Source organism: Vibrio sp. 1751 (assembly GCF_033339895.1).
GTDB lineage: Bacteria > Pseudomonadota > Gammaproteobacteria > Enterobacterales > Vibrionaceae > Vibrio > Vibrio alginolyticus.
In genome coordinates this window covers 1-25823 of record NZ_JAWOVM010000043.1, presented here as the reverse complement: position 1 = coordinate 25823, position 25823 = coordinate 1, and the positions used below count along the sequence as shown (strand labels likewise).

Below are 25823 nucleotides of genomic sequence, written 5' to 3'. Positions count from 1 at the left end.
CAAATTAAAATCTATAGAAACAGGAACTTAAATTAAAATAAAAAGAGTGCCGCCTATTGGGCCAGAAGCCCCGTCATCACTGGGCCGCTACTTCGCGCGGCGCTCAGGCCAGATCGGCGACCCGCCATGAGACACTCACCGGCCTTCGCCGCGCACATTGAGACAGTATTACCTTGTCGCCACCCAATGCATTCGCTTGTCTCATGCGCCCCGTCTGCCGGGATCGCCTGGCTGGTTTGACGCGTTGGCTTACGCCAGTAGGGCAGCACGGCGGGATCATGGCGAGCCAACCTCTGCTACCTCGGCCCGTCTGCCCTTCCCTCCATTCCTCACGCTAACACAAGAAAACCCCAGCATGGCGGCTGGGGTTTTGACGGTGACGGGAATGACCCTACTTTTTTTTACCACACCTTGACTGAGCTGCTGTGGCGACAATGGCACCCTTTTCTGGTTCCGTTATAAAACCATCCGCGGCAAAACTATTCGCGGTCTGAGCCACGGTTGACACGTATTGGCCATGATTTTTCCATTTATCATCACATTGCACCAATTGCTCAATCGCGCATCCATCACCATTCACGACCGAGCCGAGTGGCGTATTGGGACATTGGTCTTGATCATTCAGAATACCATCTGAATCAAAATCGTTCGTCATGGTGATCATAAAGGACGCAAAGTCCAGTTCGCCTGTTTCTGTGTCATTTCCAAGCCACCCCGTAGCGGTAGGAATAAAGTCATGTTGTAGAGAGCGCCCCGCACTCACATAATAAATGCCCGCCTCTGTCGGTGCAAAAGACTCAAAAGTGAAATGCCCAGAAGGAGCGCCTTGCCTTGTAGAAATTGGGCTACCCACTGTCCGCGTCTGACCAGACCACAAGCCTAAATTGACCGGAGTCGCGCCATTTTCTGCGGCTGGATCGTACCACGCTACGTACAGTTGAATGATACAAGCCGGGCAGTATGACGTGTCTGTCACTCCCCCCATTTCATAATCGCCTTCAAACGTTATGGCGCTACAGGTTCAATGATCGCCGTATATCCATCCACAATACCATTGTCAGTCGCCGTCACTTGTGGATTAGTGAAGACAACCGCATTGTGTAATAAAATGTTGTAAGTGACGTCATCAGACACATCAATCGCTTCTGCGACATTTACATCCACTTATCGTCTACAAAGCCATGGCGAATTTGATTTATCCTACACTTACAGCGCCTTAAATTTTTCTACCATATCCTTATCAATCTCCTTGATTAGATTAGGTGACAAGCCCAGATGTTTGGCCTCATGACTAAACGAGCGTGTTGTTTCAAATATTTCCTCAGCCATAACCATAATCGCTTTCTTTGAAGACACCCCCGACTGAGCAGCTAACTGGTCTAGTGCGCTCTTTGGCGTTCGGCCATTACCACCAAATGCCGTCATATGCTCTTTGTAAGGGTTAGGGCTGTAAACAATGTCGTAGAAAGGCGATAGCGTCCAGTTATCGGCGTCACTGGCAAGGAAACTGAAGTTCTTACTGTGATCATCTTGATTAACCGTTAGGTAATTAAATATGCAGCGCTTAATGAGCTTCTGAGACTCAGTGACACTACACATGATGCGCGTAGCTTTAACTAAATCCACATAGTCCAAAGAAGGCTCTCGAAACGGTGCATCTAACAACCCACACGCAGAAATCATATGGATTCGACCGCCTTGCTCGGTGCAATCAAATCGTTCCTGCTCTAGCCAAAATCGTCCATTACCCGCATCAATTAAATCAAAGTCAGGAACCTCAATGCCGACATTACGGGCCATCTGCATGTAGCAATATTCGACTAATGATTCAGAGTGCTTCAAGTCAAACTTTTCAGATGTCAGCTTTACGATAAGCTTTGTTCCTAGTGCGTCATCTAATGTTGAATATTGCCCATTCGATAAACGTGTAACGTTCATCTTGGGCCTAGCACCACCCGATCCTCCAGTATTCATCAAGTGCTCGAGCAAAGCAGACTCGGTGCCTTCAAACTCTTCAATCGCAGCTCGGCCAAGGGTAATGATATCAATTGACTCCTTAGGCTCATCAAGTAAATCTAATTCAGGCTCATAACTCAACGCCCCCATACATCTGTCACCTAGGTAAGCCAAACGCTCTAGGGCGGTAACTTCCTTTGGGTTATGATCGTTCTGTCTAAATACACGATCCATGAGATAAAGACCCCAACCATCAGGGAGACTATCTCCAAAAACCCCATGAATGCCGTAATGCGGTTCTCTAGGCGCAACTTGCAGGCTTGTATCAGCCTTTAAATTGAACGGAGCCAGAGAGGTTGAGTGAGCGCCTAAATAAGCCTCATCAAATTGAAAGAAGCTTTGCTTACTATTTTCAACGAGCTTGCCGACAAGTACCTTTTCACCTGTGCTAAGCGTTCGTTTTACGGTTAGGGCTGATTTAAGCACGTCGAAGCACATCCTCTATTGATTTAAATTCAGGCTCAGACGACTTTGTCAGCTCTTTCACTTTTTTCAAGTCACCGACTGTCTCATACAGCATGAGGAACTGACGCAATGAGATGTTGCCAGATGACTCAAACTTTCGGATCGTTGCGTAAGGCACGCCAGAGAGATCGGCCATCTTCTGAACACTGAGTTTATCTTTTTTCCGAGCGGACTTGATAAACTCTTTGAGATCCATTTGCAAATCATAAGCGGTATAAAGAGATAACATACATGCCTCGTAAGTTGCTACCATGATATCGATTATAGCACCAATTATGGTTTTATTGCTATTATTGTAGCAAATATAAGGTAATAATAATCATTGCTTCATTAAAACGAATGACGTAAAAAACCATCACCGTGACGGTGATGTTATTATTACTATAATGACAAATTAACGAGTTTTATGGTATAATTTGCTATCATAATAGCAGATTAAAAAAGCAAGGCTGACATCCTTCATGTATACGCGCTAGGAATGTAACCTTAAGTTAAGTTGAAATGCCGCCTTATAAATTAATCTTTTAACTCACTGTTTTTAATAATAAAATCTACATCTCCCTACGTTTTTTGTAATGAGTTAGGCTTAAGGCATTGATTTTATTGGCAGTAAAAAAGGGGAACCGGCTGAATCAGATCCCCCGTAACTTATCAGCCTACTAAGAGCAGAGTTACACTTTTGGGGATTCATAACATCACAATGTCGGTGAAATCGTCAATCGTAATGCCTTTGTGATCTTATGTTCATCGCGAGAGTACAGCGAAAAAGTTCGCAAGCACATAGGTGTTGATTACGCTTGATACTCTTTCATTGTTTCAACTAAGTTATCCAATGAAAATCCACGATATTCAACGTCATAACCTTTTAGATTTAACTTTTTCAAAAGGCAGTGGGACTTCTCTACTAATTTGACCTCACTGTAACGTTTTTGCTGTCTCTTTACTTCGGCAATGAGTATTTTCTTATCTAAGTCATTAATAGCCACTATATCGATCTCATTGTGACCTTTTGCATCCCAGTATCCACCAATCTTTCCGAATTGCTTTGATTCAACCAATATCGCGACGAACAGGCTCTCTAATTCCAGACCAGAGTAAACGGTGAAATCTCGTTCAATATATCTTCGGATGTATTCGTAGTTCTCCATCTCAACAGCACTTTTGTTGGCATGGATGAATCGAAACCAGAAGTTTAGAAACGGATCGGAAATGGAGTAACGAATATCTCGTGAGTTCTCTTTAGAGCTAATCGGGCGCTTTTTGGTAATAACATCAAAAACTTCATCAAGCTTTTCCAGATGAACACCGACACTCATATCTAAGAAGTTTTCAATTCGAGCACGGCTTGTATTGCCTTTTGATATCGCACCAAGAATATCGAAGTACACTCGATGTTCTGAGCCAAAATCTTCAACGAGTCGATGAGTTCCTTCTTTTATTAGTGGTGAAAATTCGGAGATTACCCCCTCAAATAGGTCATCGTTCTCAGCAGAGAATCGGGTTAACCACTCAAGGTATTTTGGTATCCCGCCAGATAGGCACCACCATCGAAGCATGTTTTCAGCATCAAATTGATCGTGATCTTTCATTACCTCGGCAAGATAAGAGGGCTGCAAAGGTTGAATTTTAAAGAATCTATCATCACGATTGAATAGAGGTTCGTCTTTGCCTTTGAAAATCTTCGTCATCATGCTGTAGAGGGAGCCACAGCACACTAGGTGCATCATCGAGTCTCTCTTGTTTGCATCCCATAAATTTTGAATATCGGAGAATAGAGCAGGGTTGACGATGTCGATATCTTGAAACTCGTCAATGATGATTGTCAGAGGTTTTTGCTTTGTATAATCCAACAAGAACTCAATGATATCTCGCAGTGATTGGGGCTGGAAAAACTTAACACCGAGCTCACTATTGATGATTTCTGCGAACTCAGCCACTAAGGAGCGTTCACTCTTTCGACTTATGAAAAGGTAAAGGAATTTGGTATTTTCTTGGTGAAAAGCTTCGTTTAAAAGACGGGTTTTACCTACGCGTCTTCTCCCAACCATTACGCTAAGTTGCCCCTTTGTTTCTACTATCTGCTCAGAAACAGTTTGTAGAGCTTTTAATTCCTTCTGACGGTTATAAAATTTTTTCATTGCTTTCTACTTTTGCTTTCACGTATTAGCAATAGAATAGAGCATGAGGTATTTAGTGTAAATTGGGTTACTGTAAAAAAAGTTACAGTAAATTCTTTTACAGTAACCAAAAGGCCATGAAGCGGTCTTCAGGCATTAAGGATTGTTGATTTTACTAGCTGTCAATCTGGAATGTTGATTCCGCTAGCTTTGAATCCGATGTTCTACTGCTTGAATCGCCACCGACTCACACGGCAAAAGTAGAACTACATCCTTATTAAATAATAACCATATCCAATCATTAGAAAAAATAGCCAATTAATGGCAAGAGAAGTGTGTACTGCATAAATATTAGGCCAACAACTTTTGAGGCAAATCCGAGCTAGCAGACTCTAATGAACACGCCGACGGACAGAAAAAAGCCCCGCATTAGCGAGGCTCGATGATGTTTATTTGTAGTACTGGTGACGCCTTTTTGAATTATGCTTCCAGCACTTCGCAACGTCATATACGCATGCTGGATAATCATCCCAAGGGTCGGCTAGTGCTTTTCCTCTAGCTGCTCTCAGTTTTATTGGGTACTCTCGACACTCGATTTCATGGAGGAAAAAGTAACTCTTTTCCTGCTTGGTTGAAAAGTGCTTATGAGTCCCACTACGTACACGAGGATACACATCCCACAAATAATGCCCATACTCCTTGTCTCGGCTTCGGTACTGTTGCTTCAGTTTTTTCATTTACCCTCCAGGTTTACGTTACCTAGAAGGGAGCCTTTGCAAAGTAGTTCATCTTAAAACCTATCAACTTCGTCTGTTGTGACCGATTTCCGTTAACCTTTTCTTGCTTAAAGCATACACAGCGATACGATATTTGGATTACTTCTATACCCGTTCAACTTGAAGATGCAGGTTTCAACAACTGAAAATTATCCGTAATTCCGGACGTCAGTGAAACTGTGTCATAGCCCGCTTAAGTGGTGAGCGACGCTACCACAAACCCTAATTTTTGCACCGTAAACACAAAAGCCAAATCAAGCCAAAACCGCCGAGCGTTGCGAATCCGTCTTAAAGCATTTGATGTGTTAAGCGACATATGTAACTGAATTTTCTTCACACCAATCTTTCAGAGCTTGTTTTGTGGCTAAGCTTTGAAACTGATACCACTGCTCTGTTGCGCCAATTTGTTCTAAACGATGCTTAAATTTAGCAAAAGCACCTTTTCGGCTGAAGTAATCAGATATCAAATCGTATTCACTTGGCAACTCTCGGGAAACAAATTCTAGAACGGTTCTTCGACCTAAACCTAAATCACACTTACTCGGAATACAAAGGTAATGATCTGAGTCCTCGATATCGTCAGGTACAACCTCATCTACGCCATCACCAATGTAGTGAATTTGCCCAGACTGCGTATTCAAATACGCCTCAGCACCAAAACTCAAATCCCCAGAAACAAACTCCATTGCCATTTCCAAGTCATTAAGATCTACCGGCATATTGACCTCCATTTCTTCCTGACACATAGACGCGTTAAGTGATGAGATGGTCTCCCCCTACCACTTCACATGGTCATAAGCCATGCTTGGAGTGTTCAGGTCCTGCAGCAAAAGGAGAAGACCATGACTCATGCATAAAATCATCGGCATCGACTTAGCAAAAAAATATTTTCTTCCTTGTTGAAATAAACCATAAAGACAAGAGTCACAACGGTTACGATGCCCACACCCATATAGGCAATGCTCACAAGATGTCGTTCACACCATTCAACGTAGGCAGGCCCCTATTTCCACTATTACTCATACCACTTCCCCTCCTCGCTGACTCTCATCACGTGCAACGGCGACCGATCTCAGCTCCCAAATGGTGGCCTCCTGGTGATCTCTCGATGATTCTAAAGTCCCCACCAAAGAAAAGCGCCAGGCCCACCTTTTTTGCCACAACCTCTCAATATTGAAGCCACTTTTGCTCAGATATGAGATCAATCGCACATTGTCCGTGCTATTATTCCCCGTTCCTCCCTTGACGAAAAACCCACCAATACGCCTATAATAAAACCCAATATATTGGGCGCGAAACACAAATGACACACCATATATAGAATTAAACAGTCCTCTAAACATACCAGTGGCCAAAAGCACCGCGTGACGATGTGAGACGCTTTCTTCTCCTTTTGGACTCTGGAGGCAACAGGCTTGGTATTGGACAACCAGAGGCAATCGATCGATGAGAGACTCAGAGCAACGAAGAAAAGCGGAGCGAAAACGAAACGCAGGAGGGGTCGCCCCGAATGCGAAACGTCACGCCTTAAAGCTGCTGGCCGCCATTATACGTCTCAAACAGCGATTCTCCGTTCAGATTGCCCCCCACCTTGATGCCAACCTGACCAATACCGAGAAAATCTCTCCGCTGGACAGAGCGCTGCTGCTCTTTCTCTACCTGTGGCTGATCAATCGCTTGCCTCATTGCCACTCGATTGAAGATATCCCCGATCTTCGCTTAGTCAGTGGCCGTGACGATTGCGACGCGTATCGCCTGCGAAAGATACGAAAAACCGCGCCCAGCTGGGTAGAATACGCGATGCCCCATCGCACACCGCAAGGCACCGAATGGCGCTGGCAGCCCATCCCAAACGGTCTCAATCACTGGTTCGTGGGTGCCCTCGCCCACACCAAGGCGAACAGCCAGGCGTGGCACATGAGTGAGGATGAAAAACGCGCGTTCTTGAGATTTCTTCAGACAAAATGGCGCACGCCCGTTGCCTTAAAGGGGTACGACATGATGCGGCGCGATCATTTTTATCATTATATTGACTCAATGCTGCATCGCGATCCGCACGTGTCTGTGTGCACCAAATACAGCGCACTTCAGGACAAGTCGCCGCATCATAATAGCGCGCCCGCTTATCAGAGCAGTAATACCAACGCCGTTCGGTATGAGCTTTTTCATGCCCAAGGTCGCTATCTTTCTCGGCTGCACCAAGCCATGCCGAGTGACTTACTGGCGCTGTTTTGCGCGCCCGAGCCCGTCACCGGCAACGATGCGCCGCTGTTCAAAGCCCAGTCATCGGTTCCGGCCTATTTGGCCACGCCCGGAGAGATTGTTGCCTTTCGCTACGCGATCACTGATTCGACGCGCGAGTATCTTCCGATACCGGCTCAGCCGATTGGATCGACTCGACAGCTTTTGGTTAATGACGTTCGCCAATTTTTCGCCCGACTTGCCAACAAAGGCCGAGCACTGGAGAAAAAAAGACACACCACCGCCTCACTGCGTGAGCTTCACAACTTCCGCGCTTATGAACTGGCGCTGCTACTGATCGCGCTCACGGGGACTCGGCCCACCCACGCGATTTCGCTTGAGAAAGCGCTGTGTTTTGATCGGCGTTCAGCGCTGGTGTTCGATAAAGGCATTTATCGAACCTTGTATTTATGCCCCGCCTTTGAACGTACCCTCCGTCGCTATCTCAGCCTGCAGCGCCAGCTGGCCGACATGACAGGGGTTGCGTTAGAGAGTCCCTACCTTTGGTTTACCGTGACCGAGGCGATGAGTATTGCGCACCTCAATGCCCAATCACTTCGCCAGTTTATGAGTTCAACGTGGCAGAGCGTGAACCCGAGCGAGCGTGTCGATCCTTATCAGCTTCGCCATTTTTTTGCCCAGCATGCACTGAGCTCGCTTGATCCTGTGTTAACCGCCGGAGACATCGATAGGCTCATGGGGCATGCAAATTTCGGCGAGCAGCTCGGCAGCGATGTGCTGTTTCCCGCCAAGCAGCGCAAGCTGCATCGCTTTCTCGATAAGCTACCCGATTTTTTGCACCTATCTGAGCCGATGGAGGAGTACGATGTCACACACCACGCTGCGCGCTGACGCGATTGCCGAGTTTCATGATAATTTGGGGCTGCCATGCGCCGCAAAAGCGGATCTTTGCTGGGTATGTGAACAGATTGAAGCGTTTGAATTACCCACGCGTGCGCTCAGCGTGCCGCAGCTTAACGCTCTCAATACTCGTATCCGTCAATTTGTCACCGGTCGTCAGCGCCACCTCAAGGCAGCGCTCGATCAAACCCTGCATTATCTCAAAGAGCGTTGTGAGTGGGAGCTACCGGCCGTACAAACGCCCGTCTTTAAGGATACCCAGCAGCAATGGCTGCTCTCCATTCTCAAACAAAGCGCGGCCGCCAGTTCGCTCCTGCACGCCTATCACGCGCAGCGAGCCTCTTTTGTGCGTGAGCGCTGGGAGGAAATGGGCTGGCTTTTGCTGGTGCTTAACATTGAGGTGGCGCCACTGCCCCTACGATATTGGCAGCGCATCTTAACCTCTCCCGAGTCCATTGAATGGTTTGAAGGTCGCATGACACTCACCGTGGAACACACGCAAGCACTGGCCAACTTTACCAGCAAAGAGCAACCGAGCTTTACGCGCTATCCACTGAGCCTCTTTGCCTACAAAGTCTTACAATCCTTTTATCTTCACCCTCTCTGTAAACACCTTACGACGACAAGACTCACGCGTGCGCTCAATGCCTGGTGCGAAGGCGTGCCCTATTGCATGCCGCCAAGATCAGACCAAGACTGGCATAAACTCTTTCAGGCCATCTGGTATCACCATCACGCCCTTCCCGTGCCTCTTTTGCGTGATTTTAGCGATCCTGAGCGTCACGTCGCGACACTTGAGTGTGCGCATCAAAGGCAGGCACGTGCGTCCACAAAGGCCTCTACGCCGTCCCCGAGCGCGCGGGTTCCCCTCCTATCAACACCTTCAGAGGGCAAAGCCAGCTCCCCCGCTTCCGCTTCCCGTTCATGGCCACACAAAACGCTTATTCGTGGCTTAAAGCCGCAAAGCAAGAAAAACCGATTACCGCCCACACTGGGCAGTGACAATGTCCTGCCATGGTTTTTTTATCATTTTGCGGACTCACTGCATCGTGAAGGCGGCGTCATCAAAAAGACGCTTGGGGCTGACACCATCGACCGTTATACCAATTTTTACTCGCAGCTTTCGCCTTTGTCACTCAAAGACGCCAGCGATCCTGAAGCACTGCCTCGCTGGGCTCGTGATCAGTTTGAACGGATAACGGACAAGACGACCCCTTGGCATCTCTTCAATTTTTTGCGTTTCATGACACACATTGAGCTCACCGATCACCTTGATCTATCGCAGTTTGAGCGCCCGACACTGCCAAGCCAAGTCGACCCTTTTCGCCTCAGTGCCCAAGAGGTGCACGACGTGGCTATGGCGCTGCTCCGTGACGATCAAAGCGGCGCTCTTGATGGCCTGTTTTCCGCCACTGCCGTTTTACTGGGTTACTATGCGATGCTGCGACGGGGAGAAATGCTGAGACTTCGCCTTGGTGACATCAGCTATCATGAGCATGACAAACAGCGCTTTGAGCTCATCATAACTCGCACCAAGGAAGGGGCACCCAAAGGCAATAAAACGCGCATCACGCATGCCTACCTACCTGAGGTCTGTGCCAAACTGATACGCGCCGTCATTAAGCTCAAAGCGCAGTGCCCTCCCGACACGCCGCTGCTCGGTTATGTGGGGGAAAGCTTCGCGCAGCGAGATCACTATTACCTTTACCCTGTCAGCCAGAGGCTTAAAGCGCACTTTGGCCCACAGATCCGTTTTCATCATTTAAGGCACAGCGGCGCCGAGCTTCTCTACCTGCAAGGGCTGCATCTTGCCTACCAACGAAGCAGCGAGCACCTTCAAGGCATTCTTGAATCCACCACGCTGAGCCTGCTCACCCCACAGGCATGCCAGGCCCGCTTCGATTTTTGGCTGGAGGGACGCGCCTTTGATGACGTCAATGATGGCATTTTACTGGACGTTATTGGCGATGAAATCGGTCATAGTTACTACAGCACGACTCGAAAGCACTACCTGCATGACATGGTCAAGGTGGGGCTGCTCATCTCTCCCCACAGGCGAGTGTATCACCGTGATGAACTTCGCTATCTGCTCGGCATGTCACCGAGTTCTAACGATATCTCGCGCGTATTGAATACGCTCGAGCCCAATTACGCGCTGATGAGCAATGAGCAAAAAAAGCGGTGTTCGCTCTCGTTGCGTGACGCGCAGCTCATTACGCTGGTTTGTGACTCGACGACGCGCCAGGCCAAAGCCCTTAGCCAGGACATCACCACTTATCGCAGCGCGGCGTTACCTAATCCGCCGTGCTGGGATGAGAATACGCTGATCAAAGCGTGGCTCAGCACACTTGATGCGCAATCCCACGCCCTTACCCCGTTTTCACCCTTCACCAAGCGTTCGCTCTCGTTACGTCCAGGACAACCGGTCGCGTTCCTCACGCTCAGTGAGCAATGGCTCGCGATGGCGCGAGGTGACGTGTTTCGATTTGACCGCAAAGCCAGAACGCAGCTTCGTGCTCTGGGCCGCGCCACGGTAGGCGCGACAAAAGCGCAAGATGGTCAAGCGTATTTGACGCTGTCCTTTGACTGTCGCTGCAATGACAAAACGCGCAAAGCCTACCAGGCCTTGTTCCATCACGGCCCACTTCAGCACTGCAACGCCGAGCTCACGCTGTATCAAAATCGCAAACAAAAAGCACGCAGCCCGAAGCTGGACAAGCTCAACGCTGAGTTTGCGCGTCCACACGATCGCGTCAAACGTCTCATCGTGCCGGCCGGCGATACTCGTCTGGTTATTACGGTTCACACACGTGTACCAGCGCAGGACTTACAAGACTCACTGCAAACCTATTTCGATCACCTCACGCATAACAAACAAAAGGATGCCGTCTATGCCTAGTTTATCTATCGACCCAAAGCACCATGATAATCTCCAGCATCTCCTTGCTCCCATAGCCAAAAGCGACTCTACGGCTCTGCTCACGTTTATTATTGATAAAACTCATGCCTATGTGATCGGTGGCCTTCTCGATGCGCTTCAATACATCACCCTGCCGATAGAGCGCGACTGGAAACTCAAACCTGGCCAATGGAGCCTCAATGCCAGCAGCTTTAAAGAATACTGGGCATTGCAAAGTCCGCTACGAGCGCAAAAGCAGACCATTACGATACAGTTAAACTACGATCAATATCGCACCCTGCCGCAAATAGACACCCTGACCGAACGAAAATCGCGGCTGTATATTCAGTCGATTGACGCGTTAGATGCGCACCTTACCTTTTTTGCGCGTCATCACGATACCTTTTTTAAGCCAATTCAAGAGTCCAGCGGTCATCGTGAGCCCACCCGTGAGATATTAAACACGCTCGATGTCGCTGACACTTATCGACCATTTGATGCGTATGAGCTAGAAAAGGGGAAATCCAGCATTCGTATTGAGCGTGGTGGCAACATCCACTCGTATGCGCTGCCCGAGGAATTTGTGCCAAATTGTAACTTACTGCTCAACAAAGAAAGCGTGGATACGCTAAGACACCTGTGCGAAACCACGGACTCTGACGAGATCCAGATCTATACCGATGACGAGTGTGCCCTCTTCTCCGATGGTCAGCGCTGCTTCAGCAGTTCACTCAAGTCGCTACGCGAGTATCAAAAAAAGCAAGAGGTCGCGTATCAAACCGAGTTTCGTCTCGTAGTCGACATCCACCGGTTTAAAGAAGAAATCGATAGCTACCGCGCCATGGCTTTAGTGAAACAAGCCAATGAAGCGCTGCTTCTGGTGAGTCGAGATCGTGTGATGCTCGCCGGCCTGACGCTGGAGACCGGCGAAAATGCCTTTCTCAATGTCAAAGACATCAAACACAAACACGACATGGTGCATCGCATCAATTTAAGTGAGCTGGCGAAAGTGCGGATAACGGACATCACGTCGGCTAAGCAGATCAAACTTGCGCTACTCAAAAATGCGAGCGAAGGCGTGTATAAGCTTGGCTTTTATAATGATGTGAAAGGCGAGCACCCTTACGCGTACGTCGATGATGTCGCCCCCGCGCCCGACAAGCTCTCACTGGCCCTAGACGCCAAAAACAAACTCGAGGCGCAGCTCGAAGGCAAAGTGGATGATGAAACGGCTCAGATTGACATGGTTGGCTATGACGACATTTAACATTTGTCGCAAAAGTACTGGACAAACATCCAGCATCTGATATGGTAATTGATGAGATTTTCACCAATAGTGGCTAAAAACGCACTCTTTGAAAATCAGATAAGCAGTTGGGATAGGAAGGCGGCCACCTCCCTACCCCGTACCGGCTGCTCGACGTTTAACCCGACCCAGCCGATGGCACGATTCTAACGAATTCCATCGGTCAGGGACAGATCTATTTATAGATACCACACTGATGGAGGCCAGCATGGCGCACATTCGTATTCGCCCAAACGGGCGTATTCAATTCGATCTACATTTGTACGGCCGCCGCTTTCGTGAAGGCACAAAGCAAATGGCGACCCCGAAAAACCTCAGTCAAGCCAAAGCCCTTCTCAAGCAAATGAACGCTGAGATCGCGTTGAACACCTTCCAATATCGCGACTATTTTCCCGAAAGCAAAAAGGTCCGGATTTTTGAGGCGCTGCAACGAGCAAAGCACCCCGACCGTCTTTATCCATTTTTTGATGATTTCGCCAACGAGTGGTTTGACCGCCAAAAAGGCAAATGGAAAAGCAGCTATCAACAAACAGTGCGTAACACCTTAGACCGTTATCTGATCCCCAACTTTGGCAACACGCTCATTAATGAAGTGACGCTCGCCAATGTGGAATTCTTTCGAGAAACACTCATCAACCAACGGGACGACAAGGGCCATCGTAAGCTCTCCAACAAACGTATCAACGGCATCTTTTGGCCGCTGGTCTCCATTTTAGGCCTCGCCGCAGATGAGCACCAGTTTACCTATCCGCTTCGCCGCTATAAAACGCTCAAAGAAGAAAAAGCCGACTCTCATCCGATGACCATACAGGAGGTTCAGCATTTTCTGGAGACAGTACCTGCCCAATGGCGTGACTATTTTATCGTCCGATTCTGGACCGGGATCCGCAGTTGTGAAATTCATGGCCTACATTGGGAGCACATCGACTTTGAGCACCGCCTCATTTGTGTTCGTCAGAATATGGTTAATGGCGAACTGGGGGACGTGAAAACCCCCAAATCACGCCGAGAGCTCAAAATGTGTGACACCCTGCTAGCGGTGTTTACCCGTCTAAAAGAACAAAAAACAGATGACTCGCCTTTTGTGTTTACCCACCAAGGAAAGCCACTCGACACCCACTTTGTCAGCAAAAAACTGTGGTATCCAACGCTTGAAAAAGCGGGCCTTAAACGCCGACGCCCCTATGAAACCAGACATACCGCCGCCGTCCTTCATATCGCCGCACACGAAAACCCGCTTTATATCTCGCACATGCTTGGGCACAGTGATACGAGCTTATTGTTCAAAGTCTATGCCCCGTATGTGGCCAATGCATCAAGAAGCGATGGCAGTGCGTTTAATGAGCTGATGAAACAGGAGGGACTATGATGAATGATACTCTCTCATTTGAAGCGCAATGGGATAAGCTTCATGCCTTGCTTGATTTTCAACACGCGCATGACAATACGCTGACCATCATCGCATTAGGCGGGTTATCTCAAGATGTACAACGGCTTTGGTGGCAGTCCGAAGCGCCCTTTGATTTGCAACCTTCGGCACTTTTGCAAGACAGCCTGTCGCTGTATGCCCAGCGTTGCTGGCAGCAATACCGACACGATAGCACTTTGTTTCATGCCCTCAATGAGCACGTAACCGCGTGTTTTGGCTGTCAGCGCCATTGTTATTTTGATCTTGAGTTACACCAACACTATCCCGATCTGCCATTGATTAAGTTTTGGCTCGCGTCAGCATCGTGTTGCTGCCGAGAGTATCCGGTGAATCAGGGAGATTTGTGGCTGCAACACCTCCGCTTAACCCAGGCCATGAGCCTTGCAATGGAGCAACGGTCTTATGATCCGGAACGACTCGTCGGGTATGGCGAACAATGGGTGATGATCATGGATGTGGAAACTCAGTGGGTGGTGGTTTGCAGTGACCAACCCTTTCTGCCGTTTAAGGCATTGGGATTTCAGTTTTGGCATTGTTGCTATCCCTCACCACACTGAGGTCAGCAAGCAATAAAAAACGCAACCCACTCCGGTGACCAACAATAGAAAGGAAAGAAGTAAGAGGGAGCACCGACTAACCAATCGGTGCTCTAAATAAAACGGGAGCACGACAGTGTCAACTACCTTCAGAAGGACCGCTTTTATAAAATCAGGCTCAGGATATTGTTGCCCCAAGTGGAGCAATTTGAAATCGACGGTAACAGATAAGTGGTTTTTATTTGACGTAAGACTGCTCAATCATAGGCCAGGCAGCCATCTAAGAAGATGTATTTAAGAGCTGCTATAAGCACCGCCACGCCAACATATATGGCGTATAACTGTATTTACTATCCACGTAATTTCGGTTACATGGGAAAATCTGGCTCTTCTGAGTCTGCTCCTTCCAACGCCTTTCTTGTGTCGGTAAGGATTTTCGTCAGAGTTGCCAACATGTAGGATTTGAATTTATCAGTAGCCAACGTGCCATCAAAGGTCACTCTAGCCAAGAATCGCTCCATCTCTTTTGAAAACTCTTCACCGTACACAATCTCTTTAAGTGAAGAGATGCGAGCATCTAGCATATCCTTAAAGCCTTCGATCTTGTAGTCTTCGATTTTCTGGAGCACCAAATCAATATTCAGCGCAGCACCATTTCGCTTCAAAAACACCAGATCCCAAACATCTCGATGCCTGATGTATTTCTGTGTAGCAGGAAGAGAGATAATTTTATCAGCCATCACTTCATCAAGAGTCTCCGTGTAAATTAACGTTGATGAGTAACCATCCGGAAGAAAGTCATAGTTCTGAACCAGAGGTAATGGCTCCTTAGTGTAGGCAGGGATATTTGCTATCTCAAGTTTAATTCTCTGTTTAGCTAAGTGTTTTTGCTCCGGCGAAGTCACTACCGCAATTTGCCATTTATCAATATTCAGCTCAGCATACTTCGGATCTTTCTTAAGCGAGCTTGGTTCCTTGACTGTCACCTCAAGCCCGTAACGTTCACCGATGTATTTTTCGATTACCTCCTTCATTTCAATTAACATTTTACTACTGAAATCTTTCCCGCCAGCGAAATCCAAGTCTTCACTATATCGGTTGGAGCCTCTACATAGGCGTAAAGAAGTACCGCCTTGAAAAACGAGTCGATCTAGCAACTTCGCTTCATCTAATGCAAACAAGATATCGTAATGAAGGAGCTCCTTCTCAATAACGGGGCGCATATCCTTTGTGCCACCCTGAGCGAGCGCCATCTCCACTAACAAATCAAAATCTTCTTTCGCCTTAGTCATCTACCATCGCCTCCATATCAATCAAATGCGTATTACGACCCACGCGCTTCAAATCTCTTAATGCGGCAGCCTTTGATGCAACCCTAAGCGGCCTATCGATGGTGATCACCTGACTTAAAATATCTGAAACTGATCGTTTTGTATGAGTGAATTCGATTACTCCGTAATTTGTCTTGTATGTTCCCTTAGCCCCTGTTGTCATCAAGGTGAGTCTGTCTACTGGGATTTGAGAAATAACCCCGTAAGAAGACAATGCCGACTCGAGGCTTACGTAGTTGTACTCGCCTCTTCTAAGAGCGATAGCAATAAGCTCAATTGTCTTCGAGGTGTTTTTGTTTTTTGATAAGCCGTATACGTAGACCCCTCTCGCTGGTCGCTCTAGTAATCCTGTTTTTACTAGGCGAGCTAGGCTATCGTTCAATGACCGAGTGGAATCTTCGTGAAAAATTTTGGCTAAATCTCGGTGTAAAAAGACATACCGACCCTTTGAATCTAGATCGTTAAGTCTGTTAATCGCTAATTCTTGCCTCATCATTTTAAGTCTATAGTTATTACAGCTATAGGCAGTATAACCATCCACTTACCAAAAAATCAACAAGTAGCAGGGTATTACAGGTTTAAGCAGTATAGCTCATTACTTAATTCCAAAAACAACACTTAAGTAAATCGCTGGACTGCAGAGATAGTTTTCCAAAACTGTGACATATGAAACATTGTTAACTGCACCCACATGAATTACTGTTCATGAGCAACAAAATTAACAGTAAATCAACATGCAGAAATAAATATGAATGCAGATATCAATAAGTACATCGAGATAAGAAAAACCCTTCATCGAAATCCAGAGCTGAAGTATGAGGAATTCGACACAAGTCAGTTGGTGGCTGATCACCTAACCAATCTAGGCTACGAAGTGACGACGGGGATAGGAAAAACAGGTGTGAAAGCGGTGCTCTATACCAATAAGCCTGGCCCAACCATAGCCTTTCGCGCCGATTTAGACGCGCTACCGATTTCAGAGCTCAATGACTTTGAGCATAAGTCTCAGAATGAAGGAAAGATGCACGCTTGCGGTCATGATGGGCATACCGCGAGCTTGCTTTGCGCGGCTGAATCTCTCATGGCTAACAAGGATGCGTATTGTGGGAACATCGTGATCATTATGCAGCCAGCAGAAGAAGGCGGTGCTGGAGCCAAAGCCATGATTGATGACGGCGTTCTTGAAAATCCTCGAGTCGATAAGATCTTTGGCTACCATAATAGACCGGGCTTTAAACAAGGGCTGGTCTTTGTTAAGTCGGGCTCTGCGATGGGTGGGAACACTAGCCTGGCCATCAACATTACTGGCAAAGGAGGGCACGCAGCCATGCCTCACTTGTCACATGATCCCGTTGTTGCTGGCGCAAGCTTTGTGACTCAAGTCCAAACCGTCGTCTCTAGAAAGTTATCCCCTCTGAACTCCGCCGCTGTCACTGTCTCAGAATTCCATGCGGGGCAGGGGCACAATGTGATTGGTTCAGACGCTCAACTGAGCTTAAGTGTACGTTCCGATCATAAAGACACCGATGAACTATTGGTCCGTGAAATAGAAAAAACACTGAAATGTGTCTGTGAACAATTCAATTGTACATACGAACTCACCACCCTACTTTCGATTCCTGCCCTCGTTAACCATCGTCAAGAAACCAGTGATGTGATTGATGCATGTCAGGACAGCTTTGATAGCGATAATTTACTCGAAATAGATTACATGCCAACGATGGGGGCTGAAGATTTTAGCTTTTATCTGCTGGAAAGACCCGGTTGTTATTTCTTTATCGGTAATGGCGAAGATTCCGCGTATTTGCATAATCCTCATTACGATTTCAACGACAACAACATCGCGGTAGCGAGACAAGTGTATATGGATTTAGCACAATTTTATCTAGGGAGAGATAAATAGTGGAAAACGTAGATAAACTATCACCAAGACCCGAAACCATTAAAGACAACCGTTTTCTAGCCTGGGTTGAGGCGACGGGGAATAAATTGCCGCACCCGTTTTTACTGTTCGTCTATCTCGCTGTCTTTGTTATGGTGATCTCAGCCGTCTTAAACTATTTCGGTATCAACACCTATAACCCTAAGACTGCCGAAACTTATCCGATCAAGTCTCTGCTGTCTGGAGATGGGATCGCTTACATGTTCACGAATTTCGTGAAAAACTTTGTCAATTTCCCGCCGCTGGGCACCATTATTACGGTGATGCTGGGTATTGGCCTGGCCGAGCGAGTTGGTCTTCTGTCTACTCTTCTAACACAGACCGTCGCCAAAGCGCCGCGCCACTTATTGACGTTTTGTGTATTTCTTGCCGGTATCTGTGGCTCTATCGCTTCTGACGCCAATTACCTCATATTGATCCCATTAGTCGCAATGGTCTTTCATAGCGTTGGTCGTAACCCATTAGCCGGGGCTGCCGCAGCGTATGCGGCAGCTGGCGCCGGCTTTGATGCAAGCTTGTTTATCACCGTCGGTGATGCCCTGTTTGCGGGGATTGCAACGGATGCCGCTCGCATCGTTGACCCTGACGCGTACGTCAGTGCGGTAGACAACTACTATTTTGTCGCTTCTTCAGTATTTATCTTAGCGACTGTCGGAACGCTCATCATTGATAAAGTGGTAGAGCCACGTCTGAACAAAATACACCCATTGTCCAGTATGCAGAAAGAGCAGCCAACGGCTGACGTCAATATGACCTCAGAGGAAAAGTTAGGCTTAAAGCGTGTCGCCTGGTTTACGCTCGGTTATCTCGCGTTTGTGATGGCATTGGTTTTACCTGAATCCTCTGCACTAAGAAATGCCGATGGTGGCTTAATTCCATCACCGTTTCTCAAAAGCCTAGTGCCTTTCATGTTTTTTTACTTTCTAGGCATTGGGGTTATTTATGGAAAAACCGTTGGGAAAATAGCGCAAATAGAAGATATCCCGGCACTGATGGCGGAATCAGTGAAAGCTCTTGCGACCACACTGGTGTTATTTTTGGCTATCGCTCAATTTATTGCGTATTTTAAATGGACGGGAATTGGGAATTTAGTCGCCTTCGAAGGAGCTCACTTTTTACAGTCAGTAGGATTTGATGGGTATGCGCTGATCATCAGTTTTATTTTGATCACTTGTATCTGTAACGTCTTCATGACCAGTGGAAGTGCGCAGTTTGCGCTGTTTGCTCCAATTTTCATTCCAATGCTTATGCAATTGAATATTGAACCGGCATTCACGCTTGCGATGTTCCGTATTGGGGACAGTGCAACGAACATCATCTCTCCAATGTCACCGTACTTCAGTGTCGCATTGGTCTATATGCAAAGCTACAAGCCTGAATTACGCATCGGAACCTTGATGGCAACAATGTTGCCGCTCGCGATTGGTTTCCTTGTATTCTGGACAGCTTTCTTACTATTGTGGACCGGTCTTGGTCTCGATGTTGGTCCAGGCGTATCGATGTATATTAATTGATCAGATACCGCTCATAACGAATGAGGGCTTCGCCCTCATTCTTTTCTATATGTGACTTCTCACCGCCTTACTAGGCGATGTTTCTTGTTTCGTAGGCTATTGCTCGATATACCGAGTCTTACACAAGACTCCGCAAGCAGATACGACCGTCCAGCCGCGTTGGTGTTTCGAACTGCTGCTCCATAACGGTTACCTTGCCACACTCTGCAACTAGGCTATGCGGGGTCTTCTTGGTCAGTTAGTTAAAAATCGGTTTTACTTTCTACACTTGGTTTTCGTTACAGAAATTCGAACATAGACAATTTAAATTGCTATCGCAATTTCGACTTATATCACCGCCCTCATCGGGCGATGGTTTACGCCGATTTTGCTAACCCTTACAACCACGCATACTTTCTTATTTACCATGGCGGCGACAAAACTTACCAAACTCTTCGGGAGTGAGTGTCACTCAGAACCGGTTTATTGATTGAACATCATGATGTAGGTGTTAGGACCTGCAGCCTAGCTTCAGCACACGCGGTTTCAAGCTTTTGTGGTAAGACATCATCAGAAATTAGATAATGAAAATCCATTAAGTCACCGATTTTATAAGTAGTGACTTGATTGATGGTTTTCTTTTCTGCTACTAAGTATTTTTTAAGACTTCTCTCCATTACTAAACTGGCGATATTTGATACCAACATATCAGAAGTCGTCACACCAAACGTGTCATGAACACCGACAGATGAAATAAAGACTTTCTGAAAGACCATTGGCGTGAGAATGTCATTAGAAGCTGAAATAAAAATATCATGCACCGCGTTATAATTGCCTCCTTGCAAAATTGCTTTGCAATTGGGCTTATTCTTTAGCGCTAAAAAAACGTTTAAAGATGCTGTAACCCCGGTAAATTTCATATGATCGGGTATAGAGCCAATGATATCAGCGTTTAGAACTCCGTTATCAAAATACACTACATCATTCATTTCGATAAAATCAGAGACAACGGCCGAAATATAGTTATTGACTTTTACTGGCGAAAAAGCAGTAACAGAGCTAGATCTCTGAGATACAGTCTCAGGCGAAAGTGCTTCCGAAGGTTTTACTTCAATACCTTCTGAAGCTTCATCATACACAATTGGATTACCACGGCGGATATATCCGCCGTAGTATTCAAGGGGAAAAGAATGAGCAGCATTGGAGCTTAAATCTCGACGAACGGTCATTTCTGATACTTCTAAAAGACGGGCGATTTCTTTCAAATGAATTTTATCGCAGTGTTTTAGGCATGCTTCAATTCGTCGAAGTCTTTCTAACTGCTTTGTAACCATATTTCTCCATTTTCGGCCTGTTACAGCCAAAGGCTTCTTGCTCTTAGTAACCATTCGTTATTGGGTTTTCACCCGAGACAATACTCACACTGGCACTCGCACCAACTCGAGAAGCACCTGCGTCAATCATAGCTTGTGCCGTTTCTCGTGTGCGAACGCCGCCAGATGCTTTTACCCCGATTTCGTTGCCAACAGTATCACGCATTAACGTAATATGCTCAACAGTTGCCCCCCCAGTAGAAAAACCTGTTGAGGTTTTCACATAATCTGCCCCTGCACGCTTGCAGATGTGACACAACTCAACAATTTGCTCGTTAGTGAGTAAACAAGTTTCAAAGATCACTTTGAGCAGCGTTTGTCCACACGCATCCTTAATTGCCGAAATTTCCCGCTCAACCTCTCCCCATTTGGCATCCAGTACATCGCTGACATTAACGACCATATCGATTTCGTCAGCACCTAGAGAGATGGCATTCTGAGTTTCAAATACTTTAACAGCTGTCGTATTGGCTCCTAATGGGAAACCGATAACTGTGCAAATTTTCACATTTGATGCTTTTAGACGCTGCGCACAGTGTTCAACAAAGCGCGGATTCACACAAACAGAGAAAAACTGATGGTCATGAGCTTCATCACATAGAGTATTGATTTGGTCCGTTGTTGCGTTCGCTAATAACAGTGTGTGATCGATGTAGTGATTCATAAGGTTACCTCGTCTTTTAATATTGAGAACAAACAATGTTACTTAAATAACACAAAAAGGAACAAATGTTCAAATAATAACCTAAAAGTGTGACGAAACATATGATTCCACACTTTGAAACCACTAAAAGCATCATTTAAGTGATTAAGATCTCAGCAATCACTCATGGATATCGATTAATGTTAATTTTATAACAACGATAGGAAACATTGAAAATGAAAACAATTGCAGTTATCGGCTCTAATATGGTCGATCTCATTTCATATACTGATCGTATGCCAAAAGAGGGGGAAACATTAGAAGCCCCGTCATTCAAAATGGGCTGTGGTGGTAAAGGTGCAAATCAAGCGGTTGCGGCTGCAAAAATGGGCGCTGATGTTGTGATGGTAACCAAAGTAGGTGACGACATGTTTGCTGACAATACCATCAGAAACTTTCAATCTTATGGCATTAATACTCAATATGTCAGTAAAGTCCCTCAGACTTCAAGCGGTGTGGCACCGATATTTGTTAACTCAACGTCTCAAAACTCTATCTTGATCATCAAGGGGGCGAACGATTTTCTAAAGCCCGCTGATATAGACAAAGCAGAAAGCACATTGGTTGAATGTAGCTTGATTGTACTTCAGCTAGAAGTGCCGCTTGAAACCGTATACGCCGCTATAGAATTTGGCAACAAGCATAATATTCCTGTCTTACTAAACCCTGCCCCTGCAGTCCCCGAACTTGATATTGAATATGCATGCCGTTGTGACTTCTTTGTTCCTAACGAAACGGAACTAGAAATTTTAGTGAACAAACCAGTTGAAACTGTAAAGCAGATAAAAGAAGCAGCAACGATCCTTCTTAATAAAGGCTTGAACAACATCATCGTCACAATGGGCTCAAAAGGTGCGCTTTGGTTAAGCAAAGACGGCCAAGATGTGTTTATTGAACCAACCAAAGTAAATGCAGTGGATACCAGTGGTGCCGGTGATGCATTTATTGGCAGCTTCTCTCACTACTTTATGCAAACTGGTGATATAGAAAAGTCGCTCGAAAAAGCATCATTATTTGCGGCATTCAGTGTGACAGAAAAAGGGACGCAGTTCTCTTATCCAAGTATCGAACAATTCAAAGAGTTCGAAGAGAAGCACTCAAAATAGTCTAACGGTCTGAATTAATAATTAAAAATGGCTCATTATCTTTAATGGGCCACAGATAACTAATACCGAAAGGAACCCTACCATGATAAAAAATAATACCACTCAAGGCTCTGATGGCTACTTGGATAAAACACCCATATTTCAATTTATACTATTATCCTGCTTATTTCCTTTATGGGGATGTGCGGCAGCATTAAATGATATTCTCATAACTCAATTTAAGTCTGTTTTTGAGTTATCCAATTTTGCAAGTGCATTGGTACAAAGTGCTTTTTATGGTGGTTATTTTTTAATTGCCATTCCCGCTTCCCTCGTCATCAAGAAATCGTCGTATAAAGTTGCCATTATGATTGGCTTATCACTTTATATTTTTGGTTGCGCGGCATTTTTCCCAGCTTCTCATATGGCAACCTATACCATGTTCCTTGCAGCGATCTTCGCTATCGCTGTTGGTCTTTCTTTCCTTGAGACAGCTGCGAATACATACTCTTCAATGCTAGGACCAAAATCACATGCCACACTGCGTTTGAATATTAGCCAAACATTTTATCCTGTCGGCGCTATTGCGGGCATCTTACTTGGTAAGTACCTCATTTTCCAAGAAGGAGCGAGTTTAGAGTCTCAAATGGCAGCCATGTCCTCGGAGCAAATTCATGCTTTCCGTCTAGAGATGCTCGAACATACACTGAAGCCATATAAATATATCATCTTCATTCTGATCGGTGTCCTAGCACTATTCATGTTCACTCAATATCCTAAATGTAAAGTTGTCCAACAAAACGGCAAAAAAGCGCCTTCAATTGGTAAAACCTTGAAGTACTTATCAACCAATAACCGCTTCAAAAAAGGCATCATCGCTCAATTCCTATATGTGGGGATGCAGGTTGCGGTCTGGTCGTTCACAATACGCTTAGCGCTAGAGATGGCTGACATCAACGAACGTGCCGCCTCCAACTATATGGTTTACTCCTTTGTCTGTTTCTTCATTGGTAAATTCATCGCCAATATTTTGATGACTAAATTCTCAGCTGAGAAGGTACTTATTGCCTATTCCGTGATTGGCATGGCGTTTTTAGCTTATGTGTCGTTAGTTCATGATTTCAGTGCCGTATACGTAGCCGTTGGTGTGAGTATTCTGTTTGGTCCTTGCTGGGCAACTATCTACGCAGGAACACTAGATACGGTAGATAACGAGTACACAGAAACAGCGGGCGCGGTAATTGTGATGGCTATTGTTGGTGCAGCAGTCGTACCGGCGATACAAGGCCTTGCGGCTGATGTGGTTGGTATGCAGTTATCGTTCTTGGTGAATTTCATCTGCTTTGGTTACGTTGGCTACTACTTCTTAGGTGAAATGAAACACAAAAAACAAAATGAGCTGCAATCTACATTAACCGAACAAGCCAATTAATATCGTAAAGGCCGCTTCGCAGTGGCCTTCCTCTCTGGAGATAAGATCATGTATACCATTCCATTAAGCAAAGCACAGTTTAAACAACAAGAAGAGATCTTAATTCAATCTGAACACTTCAAAGTCTCAGGGTTTAAATATCAATCAGGGATTGAAGCTCTAAAGATTGAAAATACGCAAGGATATCTGACTATTCTTCCCTATATGGGCCAAATGATTTGGGACGCACAATTCTTAGGTGAAGATCTGTGTATGAAGAATATGTTCTCAGAGCCAAAACCAAGTAATGAAATAGTGGCTACGTACGGATGCTTTGCTTTTCATTCAGGCTTAATTCGTAACGGCTGTCCTAGCCCAGAAGACGACCACCCACTGCATGGTGAAATGCCGTGTGCGAATATGGATAAAGCATGGTTAGAAATCGATGAGCATCAAATCACCATAACTGGTGAATATGAATATGTAATGGGCTTTGGCAACCACTATCTGGCCACCCCCTCAGTTTCAATCAAGAAAGATGCCTCTATATTTGAGATTAAGATGAAGGTCCAGAACTTAGCATCGGTTCCTATGCCACTTCAGTATATGTGCCACATGAATACGGCATACTTCCCACAAGCCAAGATGGTGCAAAACATACCCGCCAGTGCTGTCAAGTTACGTGAATCTATCCCAAGCCATGTAAAACCAACACCACAATGGCTCGACTTCAATGAAGCGTTAAAAATGCAGGCGTCACCTATTGAGCAGCTTACTACACCAGAAATGTACGATCCTGAAATCGTCTACTTTATGGACAATTTGTCTCAGTACACAAAGGAGGCGAAGTTTGAAGTGGATATAGCGAATGGAAAAAGATTAATAACCCGATTCAATACTGCGGAACTCAACTACGCAACACGCTGGATTTTGTACAATGGAGACCAAAAAGTAGGGGCTTACGTCCTGCCTGCAACCTGTCGGCCAGAAGGTTACCTGTCTGCTAAAGAAAATGGAACATTGATTCATTTACAGCCAAAAGAAGTAAGAGAGTTTACTGTCACGACAGGTATTGTTCAGACGAAGTGATAAAGATAGGTATGGTGCTTGGATGTGGGGAAAAATTAACTGCTTACCTTACAATCGATCAAAACTGGCGATCGGCACCCAGGCTCACATCAATAGACAAATAACTTAATAATCAATACTTTAAACTATTTCAAATCATACATTACGTTGCGAAATAAAGTTTAAATGGCAGGACGTTCGTTACTGAGGAAGGGAGCTCCTTGAGCGGTATACTTTAGGCCCCAATAGGTTCGTATTCCCAACCTATTGGGGCCTAAAAGCAACAAAAAAGTGTCTCACTTCTGTCTCACCACTGAGACAGAGGCTACGCTAACACTCTGTTAATCGAAGACAAAAAAGGATCACCAACGATCACCCCCAAGGGTTTTGACTATTGGGGAAGGGGAGCATTACGGCCATCTGCACGGCTAAATATACGTTGTGATTGCCGACTTTGACATCGACAAGTCCGCTAACTGAGACACCCTCATATCGTCAAGATGGCACGACAAGAGAGGAAAAGAAGAGAAGAAAAAATGATGCGAGATCAGTCAAACTAGCGTAATAAAGCCGCACTTTCATACTGGACAAACGAACAGTTGAGGTTATAGTGATAGATGACATGTTCACCAATAGATCTCAATGTTGAGCCATTGGTGAAAGAAATCGCAGTTGGGATAGGAAGGCGGCAACCCACGGAAATCGCATGAACATCCCCGTTATTCAAGGGCTCTGAGAACCTTGCTTAAGTAGTTTACATCCATCGCACAC

General features: G+C 45.9%; 21 protein-coding genes. 10 read left to right on the top strand and 11 right to left on the bottom strand.

The genetic code is table 11. The features are described 5' to 3' along the window. Window positions 1-391 precede the first annotated feature (391 nt). From R7041_RS14255 to R7041_RS14225, 7 genes are all read right to left on the bottom strand, one after another. Window positions 392-985 carry a thrombospondin type 3 repeat-containing protein gene (locus tag R7041_RS14255; protein ID WP_213896860.1) on the bottom strand — a complete coding sequence of 198 codons (594 nt, stop codon included), beginning with the start codon at window positions 983-985 and terminating at the stop codon, window positions 392-394. 20 nt (window positions 986-1005) lie between these two features. After that, window positions 1006-1164 carry a hypothetical protein gene (locus R7041_RS14250; protein WP_213896859.1) on the bottom strand — a complete coding sequence of 53 codons (159 nt, stop codon included), beginning with the start codon at window positions 1162-1164 and terminating at the stop codon, window positions 1006-1008. Between the two features lie 42 nt (window positions 1165-1206). Then, window positions 1207-2442: a type II toxin-antitoxin system HipA family toxin gene (locus tag R7041_RS14245; protein ID WP_258512413.1), complete on the bottom strand. Its 1236-nt coding sequence runs from the start codon at window positions 2440-2442 to the stop codon at window positions 1207-1209. After that, on the bottom strand, window positions 2435-2710 hold the full coding sequence (locus tag R7041_RS14240; protein ID WP_065274105.1) for a helix-turn-helix domain-containing protein: 276 nt from the start codon (window positions 2708-2710) through the stop codon (window positions 2435-2437). The genes R7041_RS14245 and R7041_RS14240 overlap by 8 nt, the downstream gene beginning before the upstream one ends. Before the next feature lie 562 nt (window positions 2711-3272). Continuing rightward, entirely contained in the window at window positions 3273-4619 is a 1347-nt protein-coding gene (locus R7041_RS14235; protein ID WP_203346707.1) for an ATP-binding protein, read from the bottom strand. A gap of 428 nt (window positions 4620-5047) precedes the next feature. After that, window positions 5048-5335: a hypothetical protein gene (locus R7041_RS14230; RefSeq protein WP_203346708.1), complete on the bottom strand. Its 288-nt coding sequence runs from the start codon at window positions 5333-5335 to the stop codon at window positions 5048-5050. Window positions 5336-5679: 344 nt separating this feature from the next. Continuing rightward, complete coding sequence (locus R7041_RS14225; protein WP_005397605.1) at window positions 5680-6093, bottom strand: UPF0158 family protein; 414 nt, start codon at window positions 6091-6093, stop codon at window positions 5680-5682. Window positions 6094-6820: 727 nt separating this feature from the next. Here R7041_RS14225 and R7041_RS14220 point away from each other — a divergent pair. From R7041_RS14220 to R7041_RS14200, 5 genes are all read left to right on the top strand, one after another. After that, window positions 6821-8467, top strand: a complete 1647-nt coding sequence (locus R7041_RS14220; RefSeq protein ID WP_258512417.1) for a site-specific integrase — start codon at window positions 6821-6823, stop codon at window positions 8465-8467. Further along, the gene (locus R7041_RS14215; RefSeq protein WP_258512419.1) at window positions 8442-11375 is read left to right on the top strand and encodes a site-specific integrase; all 2934 of its coding nucleotides are present in this window, start codon (window positions 8442-8444) and stop codon (window positions 11373-11375) included. The genes R7041_RS14220 and R7041_RS14215 overlap by 26 nt, the downstream gene beginning before the upstream one ends. Next, window positions 11368-12642: a hypothetical protein gene (locus R7041_RS14210; protein ID WP_237309409.1), complete on the top strand. Its 1275-nt coding sequence runs from the start codon at window positions 11368-11370 to the stop codon at window positions 12640-12642. Before R7041_RS14215 ends, R7041_RS14210 begins: the two co-directional genes overlap by 8 nt. A gap of 247 nt (window positions 12643-12889) precedes the next feature. Next, complete coding sequence (locus R7041_RS14205) at window positions 12890-14050, top strand: tyrosine-type recombinase/integrase (protein ID WP_213916533.1); 1161 nt, start codon at window positions 12890-12892, stop codon at window positions 14048-14050. Beyond that, window positions 14047-14667: a hypothetical protein gene (locus R7041_RS14200; RefSeq protein ID WP_213916532.1), complete on the top strand. Its 621-nt coding sequence runs from the start codon at window positions 14047-14049 to the stop codon at window positions 14665-14667. Before R7041_RS14205 ends, R7041_RS14200 begins: the two co-directional genes overlap by 4 nt. A 347-nt stretch (window positions 14668-15014) precedes the next feature. On the opposite strand, the gene R7041_RS14195 is transcribed toward R7041_RS14200, so the two are convergent. After that, on the bottom strand, window positions 15015-15938 hold the full coding sequence (locus R7041_RS14195) for a nucleotidyl transferase AbiEii/AbiGii toxin family protein (RefSeq protein ID WP_213916531.1): 924 nt from the start codon (window positions 15936-15938) through the stop codon (window positions 15015-15017). Then, entirely contained in the window at window positions 15931-16470 is a 540-nt protein-coding gene (gene abiEi, locus R7041_RS14190) for a type IV toxin-antitoxin system AbiEi family antitoxin (protein WP_213916544.1), read from the bottom strand. The genes R7041_RS14195 and abiEi overlap by 8 nt, the downstream gene beginning before the upstream one ends. 255 nt (window positions 16471-16725) lie before the next feature. Between abiEi and R7041_RS14185 the strand changes: the two genes are divergently transcribed. Together R7041_RS14185 and R7041_RS14180 are read left to right on the top strand one after the other, a co-directional pair. Then, entirely contained in the window at window positions 16726-17880 is a 1155-nt protein-coding gene (locus tag R7041_RS14185; protein WP_005397570.1) for a M20 metallopeptidase family protein, read from the top strand. Next, the gene (locus R7041_RS14180; protein WP_213916529.1) at window positions 17880-19433 is read left to right on the top strand and encodes an AbgT family transporter; all 1554 of its coding nucleotides are present in this window, start codon (window positions 17880-17882) and stop codon (window positions 19431-19433) included. The genes R7041_RS14185 and R7041_RS14180 overlap by 1 nt, the downstream gene beginning before the upstream one ends. Before the next feature lie 476 nt (window positions 19434-19909). On the opposite strand, the gene R7041_RS14175 is transcribed toward R7041_RS14180, so the two are convergent. Together R7041_RS14175 and deoC are read right to left on the bottom strand one after the other, a co-directional pair. Further along, a complete protein-coding gene (locus R7041_RS14175; RefSeq protein ID WP_258512422.1) occupies window positions 19910-20746 on the bottom strand; it encodes a DeoR family transcriptional regulator in 837 nt (278 codons plus the stop codon). Between the two features lie 43 nt (window positions 20747-20789). After that, a complete protein-coding gene (gene deoC / locus R7041_RS14170; RefSeq protein ID WP_258512423.1) occupies window positions 20790-21449 on the bottom strand; it encodes a deoxyribose-phosphate aldolase in 660 nt (219 codons plus the stop codon). A 215-nt stretch (window positions 21450-21664) separates the two neighbouring features. On the opposite strand from deoC, the gene rbsK reads away from it, so the two are divergent. The 3 genes from rbsK (at window position 21665) to R7041_RS14155 (ending at window position 25073) form a co-directional block, all read left to right on the top strand. Next, entirely contained in the window at window positions 21665-22594 is a 930-nt protein-coding gene (gene rbsK / locus R7041_RS14165; RefSeq protein ID WP_005397555.1) for a ribokinase, read from the top strand. Window positions 22595-22676: 82 nt separating this feature from the next. Then, window positions 22677-24005: an L-fucose:H+ symporter permease gene (gene fucP, locus R7041_RS14160; protein ID WP_258512424.1), complete on the top strand. Its 1329-nt coding sequence runs from the start codon at window positions 22677-22679 to the stop codon at window positions 24003-24005. A gap of 48 nt (window positions 24006-24053) precedes the next feature. Then, on the top strand, window positions 24054-25073 hold the full coding sequence (locus R7041_RS14155) for an aldose 1-epimerase family protein (protein WP_258512425.1): 1020 nt from the start codon (window positions 24054-24056) through the stop codon (window positions 25071-25073). Window positions 25074-25823 lie beyond the last annotated feature (750 nt).

What these genes read in the sequence shown, in the direction of transcription:
- R7041_RS14255 (WP_213896860.1), bottom strand. Translation starts at nt 985, where the DNA reads ATGGGGGGAGTGACAGACACGTCATACTGCCCGGCTTGTATCATTCAA.
- R7041_RS14240 (WP_065274105.1), bottom strand. Translation starts at nt 2,710, where the DNA reads ATGTTATCTCTTTATACCGCTTATGATTTGCAAATGGATCTCAAAGAG.
- R7041_RS14235 (WP_203346707.1), bottom strand. Translation starts at nt 4,619, where the DNA reads ATGAAAAAATTTTATAACCGTCAGAAGGAATTAAAAGCTCTACAAACT.
- R7041_RS14230 (WP_203346708.1), bottom strand. Translation starts at nt 5,335, where the DNA reads ATGAAAAAACTGAAGCAACAGTACCGAAGCCGAGACAAGGAGTATGGG.
- R7041_RS14225 (WP_005397605.1), bottom strand. Translation starts at nt 6,093, where the DNA reads ATGCCGGTAGATCTTAATGACTTGGAAATGGCAATGGAGTTTGTTTCT.
- R7041_RS14220 (WP_258512417.1), top strand. Translation starts at nt 6,821, where the DNA reads ATGAGAGACTCAGAGCAACGAAGAAAAGCGGAGCGAAAACGAAACGCA.
- R7041_RS14215 (WP_258512419.1), top strand. Translation starts at nt 8,442, where the DNA reads ATGTCACACACCACGCTGCGCGCTGACGCGATTGCCGAGTTTCATGAT.
- R7041_RS14210 (WP_237309409.1), top strand. Translation starts at nt 11,368, where the DNA reads ATGCCTAGTTTATCTATCGACCCAAAGCACCATGATAATCTCCAGCAT.
- R7041_RS14205 (WP_213916533.1), top strand. Translation starts at nt 12,890, where the DNA reads ATGGCGCACATTCGTATTCGCCCAAACGGGCGTATTCAATTCGATCTA.
- R7041_RS14200 (WP_213916532.1), top strand. Translation starts at nt 14,047, where the DNA reads ATGATGAATGATACTCTCTCATTTGAAGCGCAATGGGATAAGCTTCAT.
- R7041_RS14195 (WP_213916531.1), bottom strand. Translation starts at nt 15,938, where the DNA reads ATGACTAAGGCGAAAGAAGATTTTGATTTGTTAGTGGAGATGGCGCTC.
- abiEi (WP_213916544.1), bottom strand. Translation starts at nt 16,470, where the DNA reads ATGAGGCAAGAATTAGCGATTAACAGACTTAACGATCTAGATTCAAAG.
- R7041_RS14185 (WP_005397570.1), top strand. Translation starts at nt 16,726, where the DNA reads ATGAATGCAGATATCAATAAGTACATCGAGATAAGAAAAACCCTTCAT.
- R7041_RS14175 (WP_258512422.1), bottom strand. Translation starts at nt 20,746, where the DNA reads ATGGTTACAAAGCAGTTAGAAAGACTTCGACGAATTGAAGCATGCCTA.
- deoC (WP_258512423.1), bottom strand. Translation starts at nt 21,449, where the DNA reads ATGAATCACTACATCGATCACACACTGTTATTAGCGAACGCAACAACG.
- rbsK (WP_005397555.1), top strand. Translation starts at nt 21,665, where the DNA reads ATGAAAACAATTGCAGTTATCGGCTCTAATATGGTCGATCTCATTTCA.
- fucP (WP_258512424.1), top strand. Translation starts at nt 22,677, where the DNA reads ATGATAAAAAATAATACCACTCAAGGCTCTGATGGCTACTTGGATAAA.
- R7041_RS14155 (WP_258512425.1), top strand. Translation starts at nt 24,054, where the DNA reads ATGTATACCATTCCATTAAGCAAAGCACAGTTTAAACAACAAGAAGAG.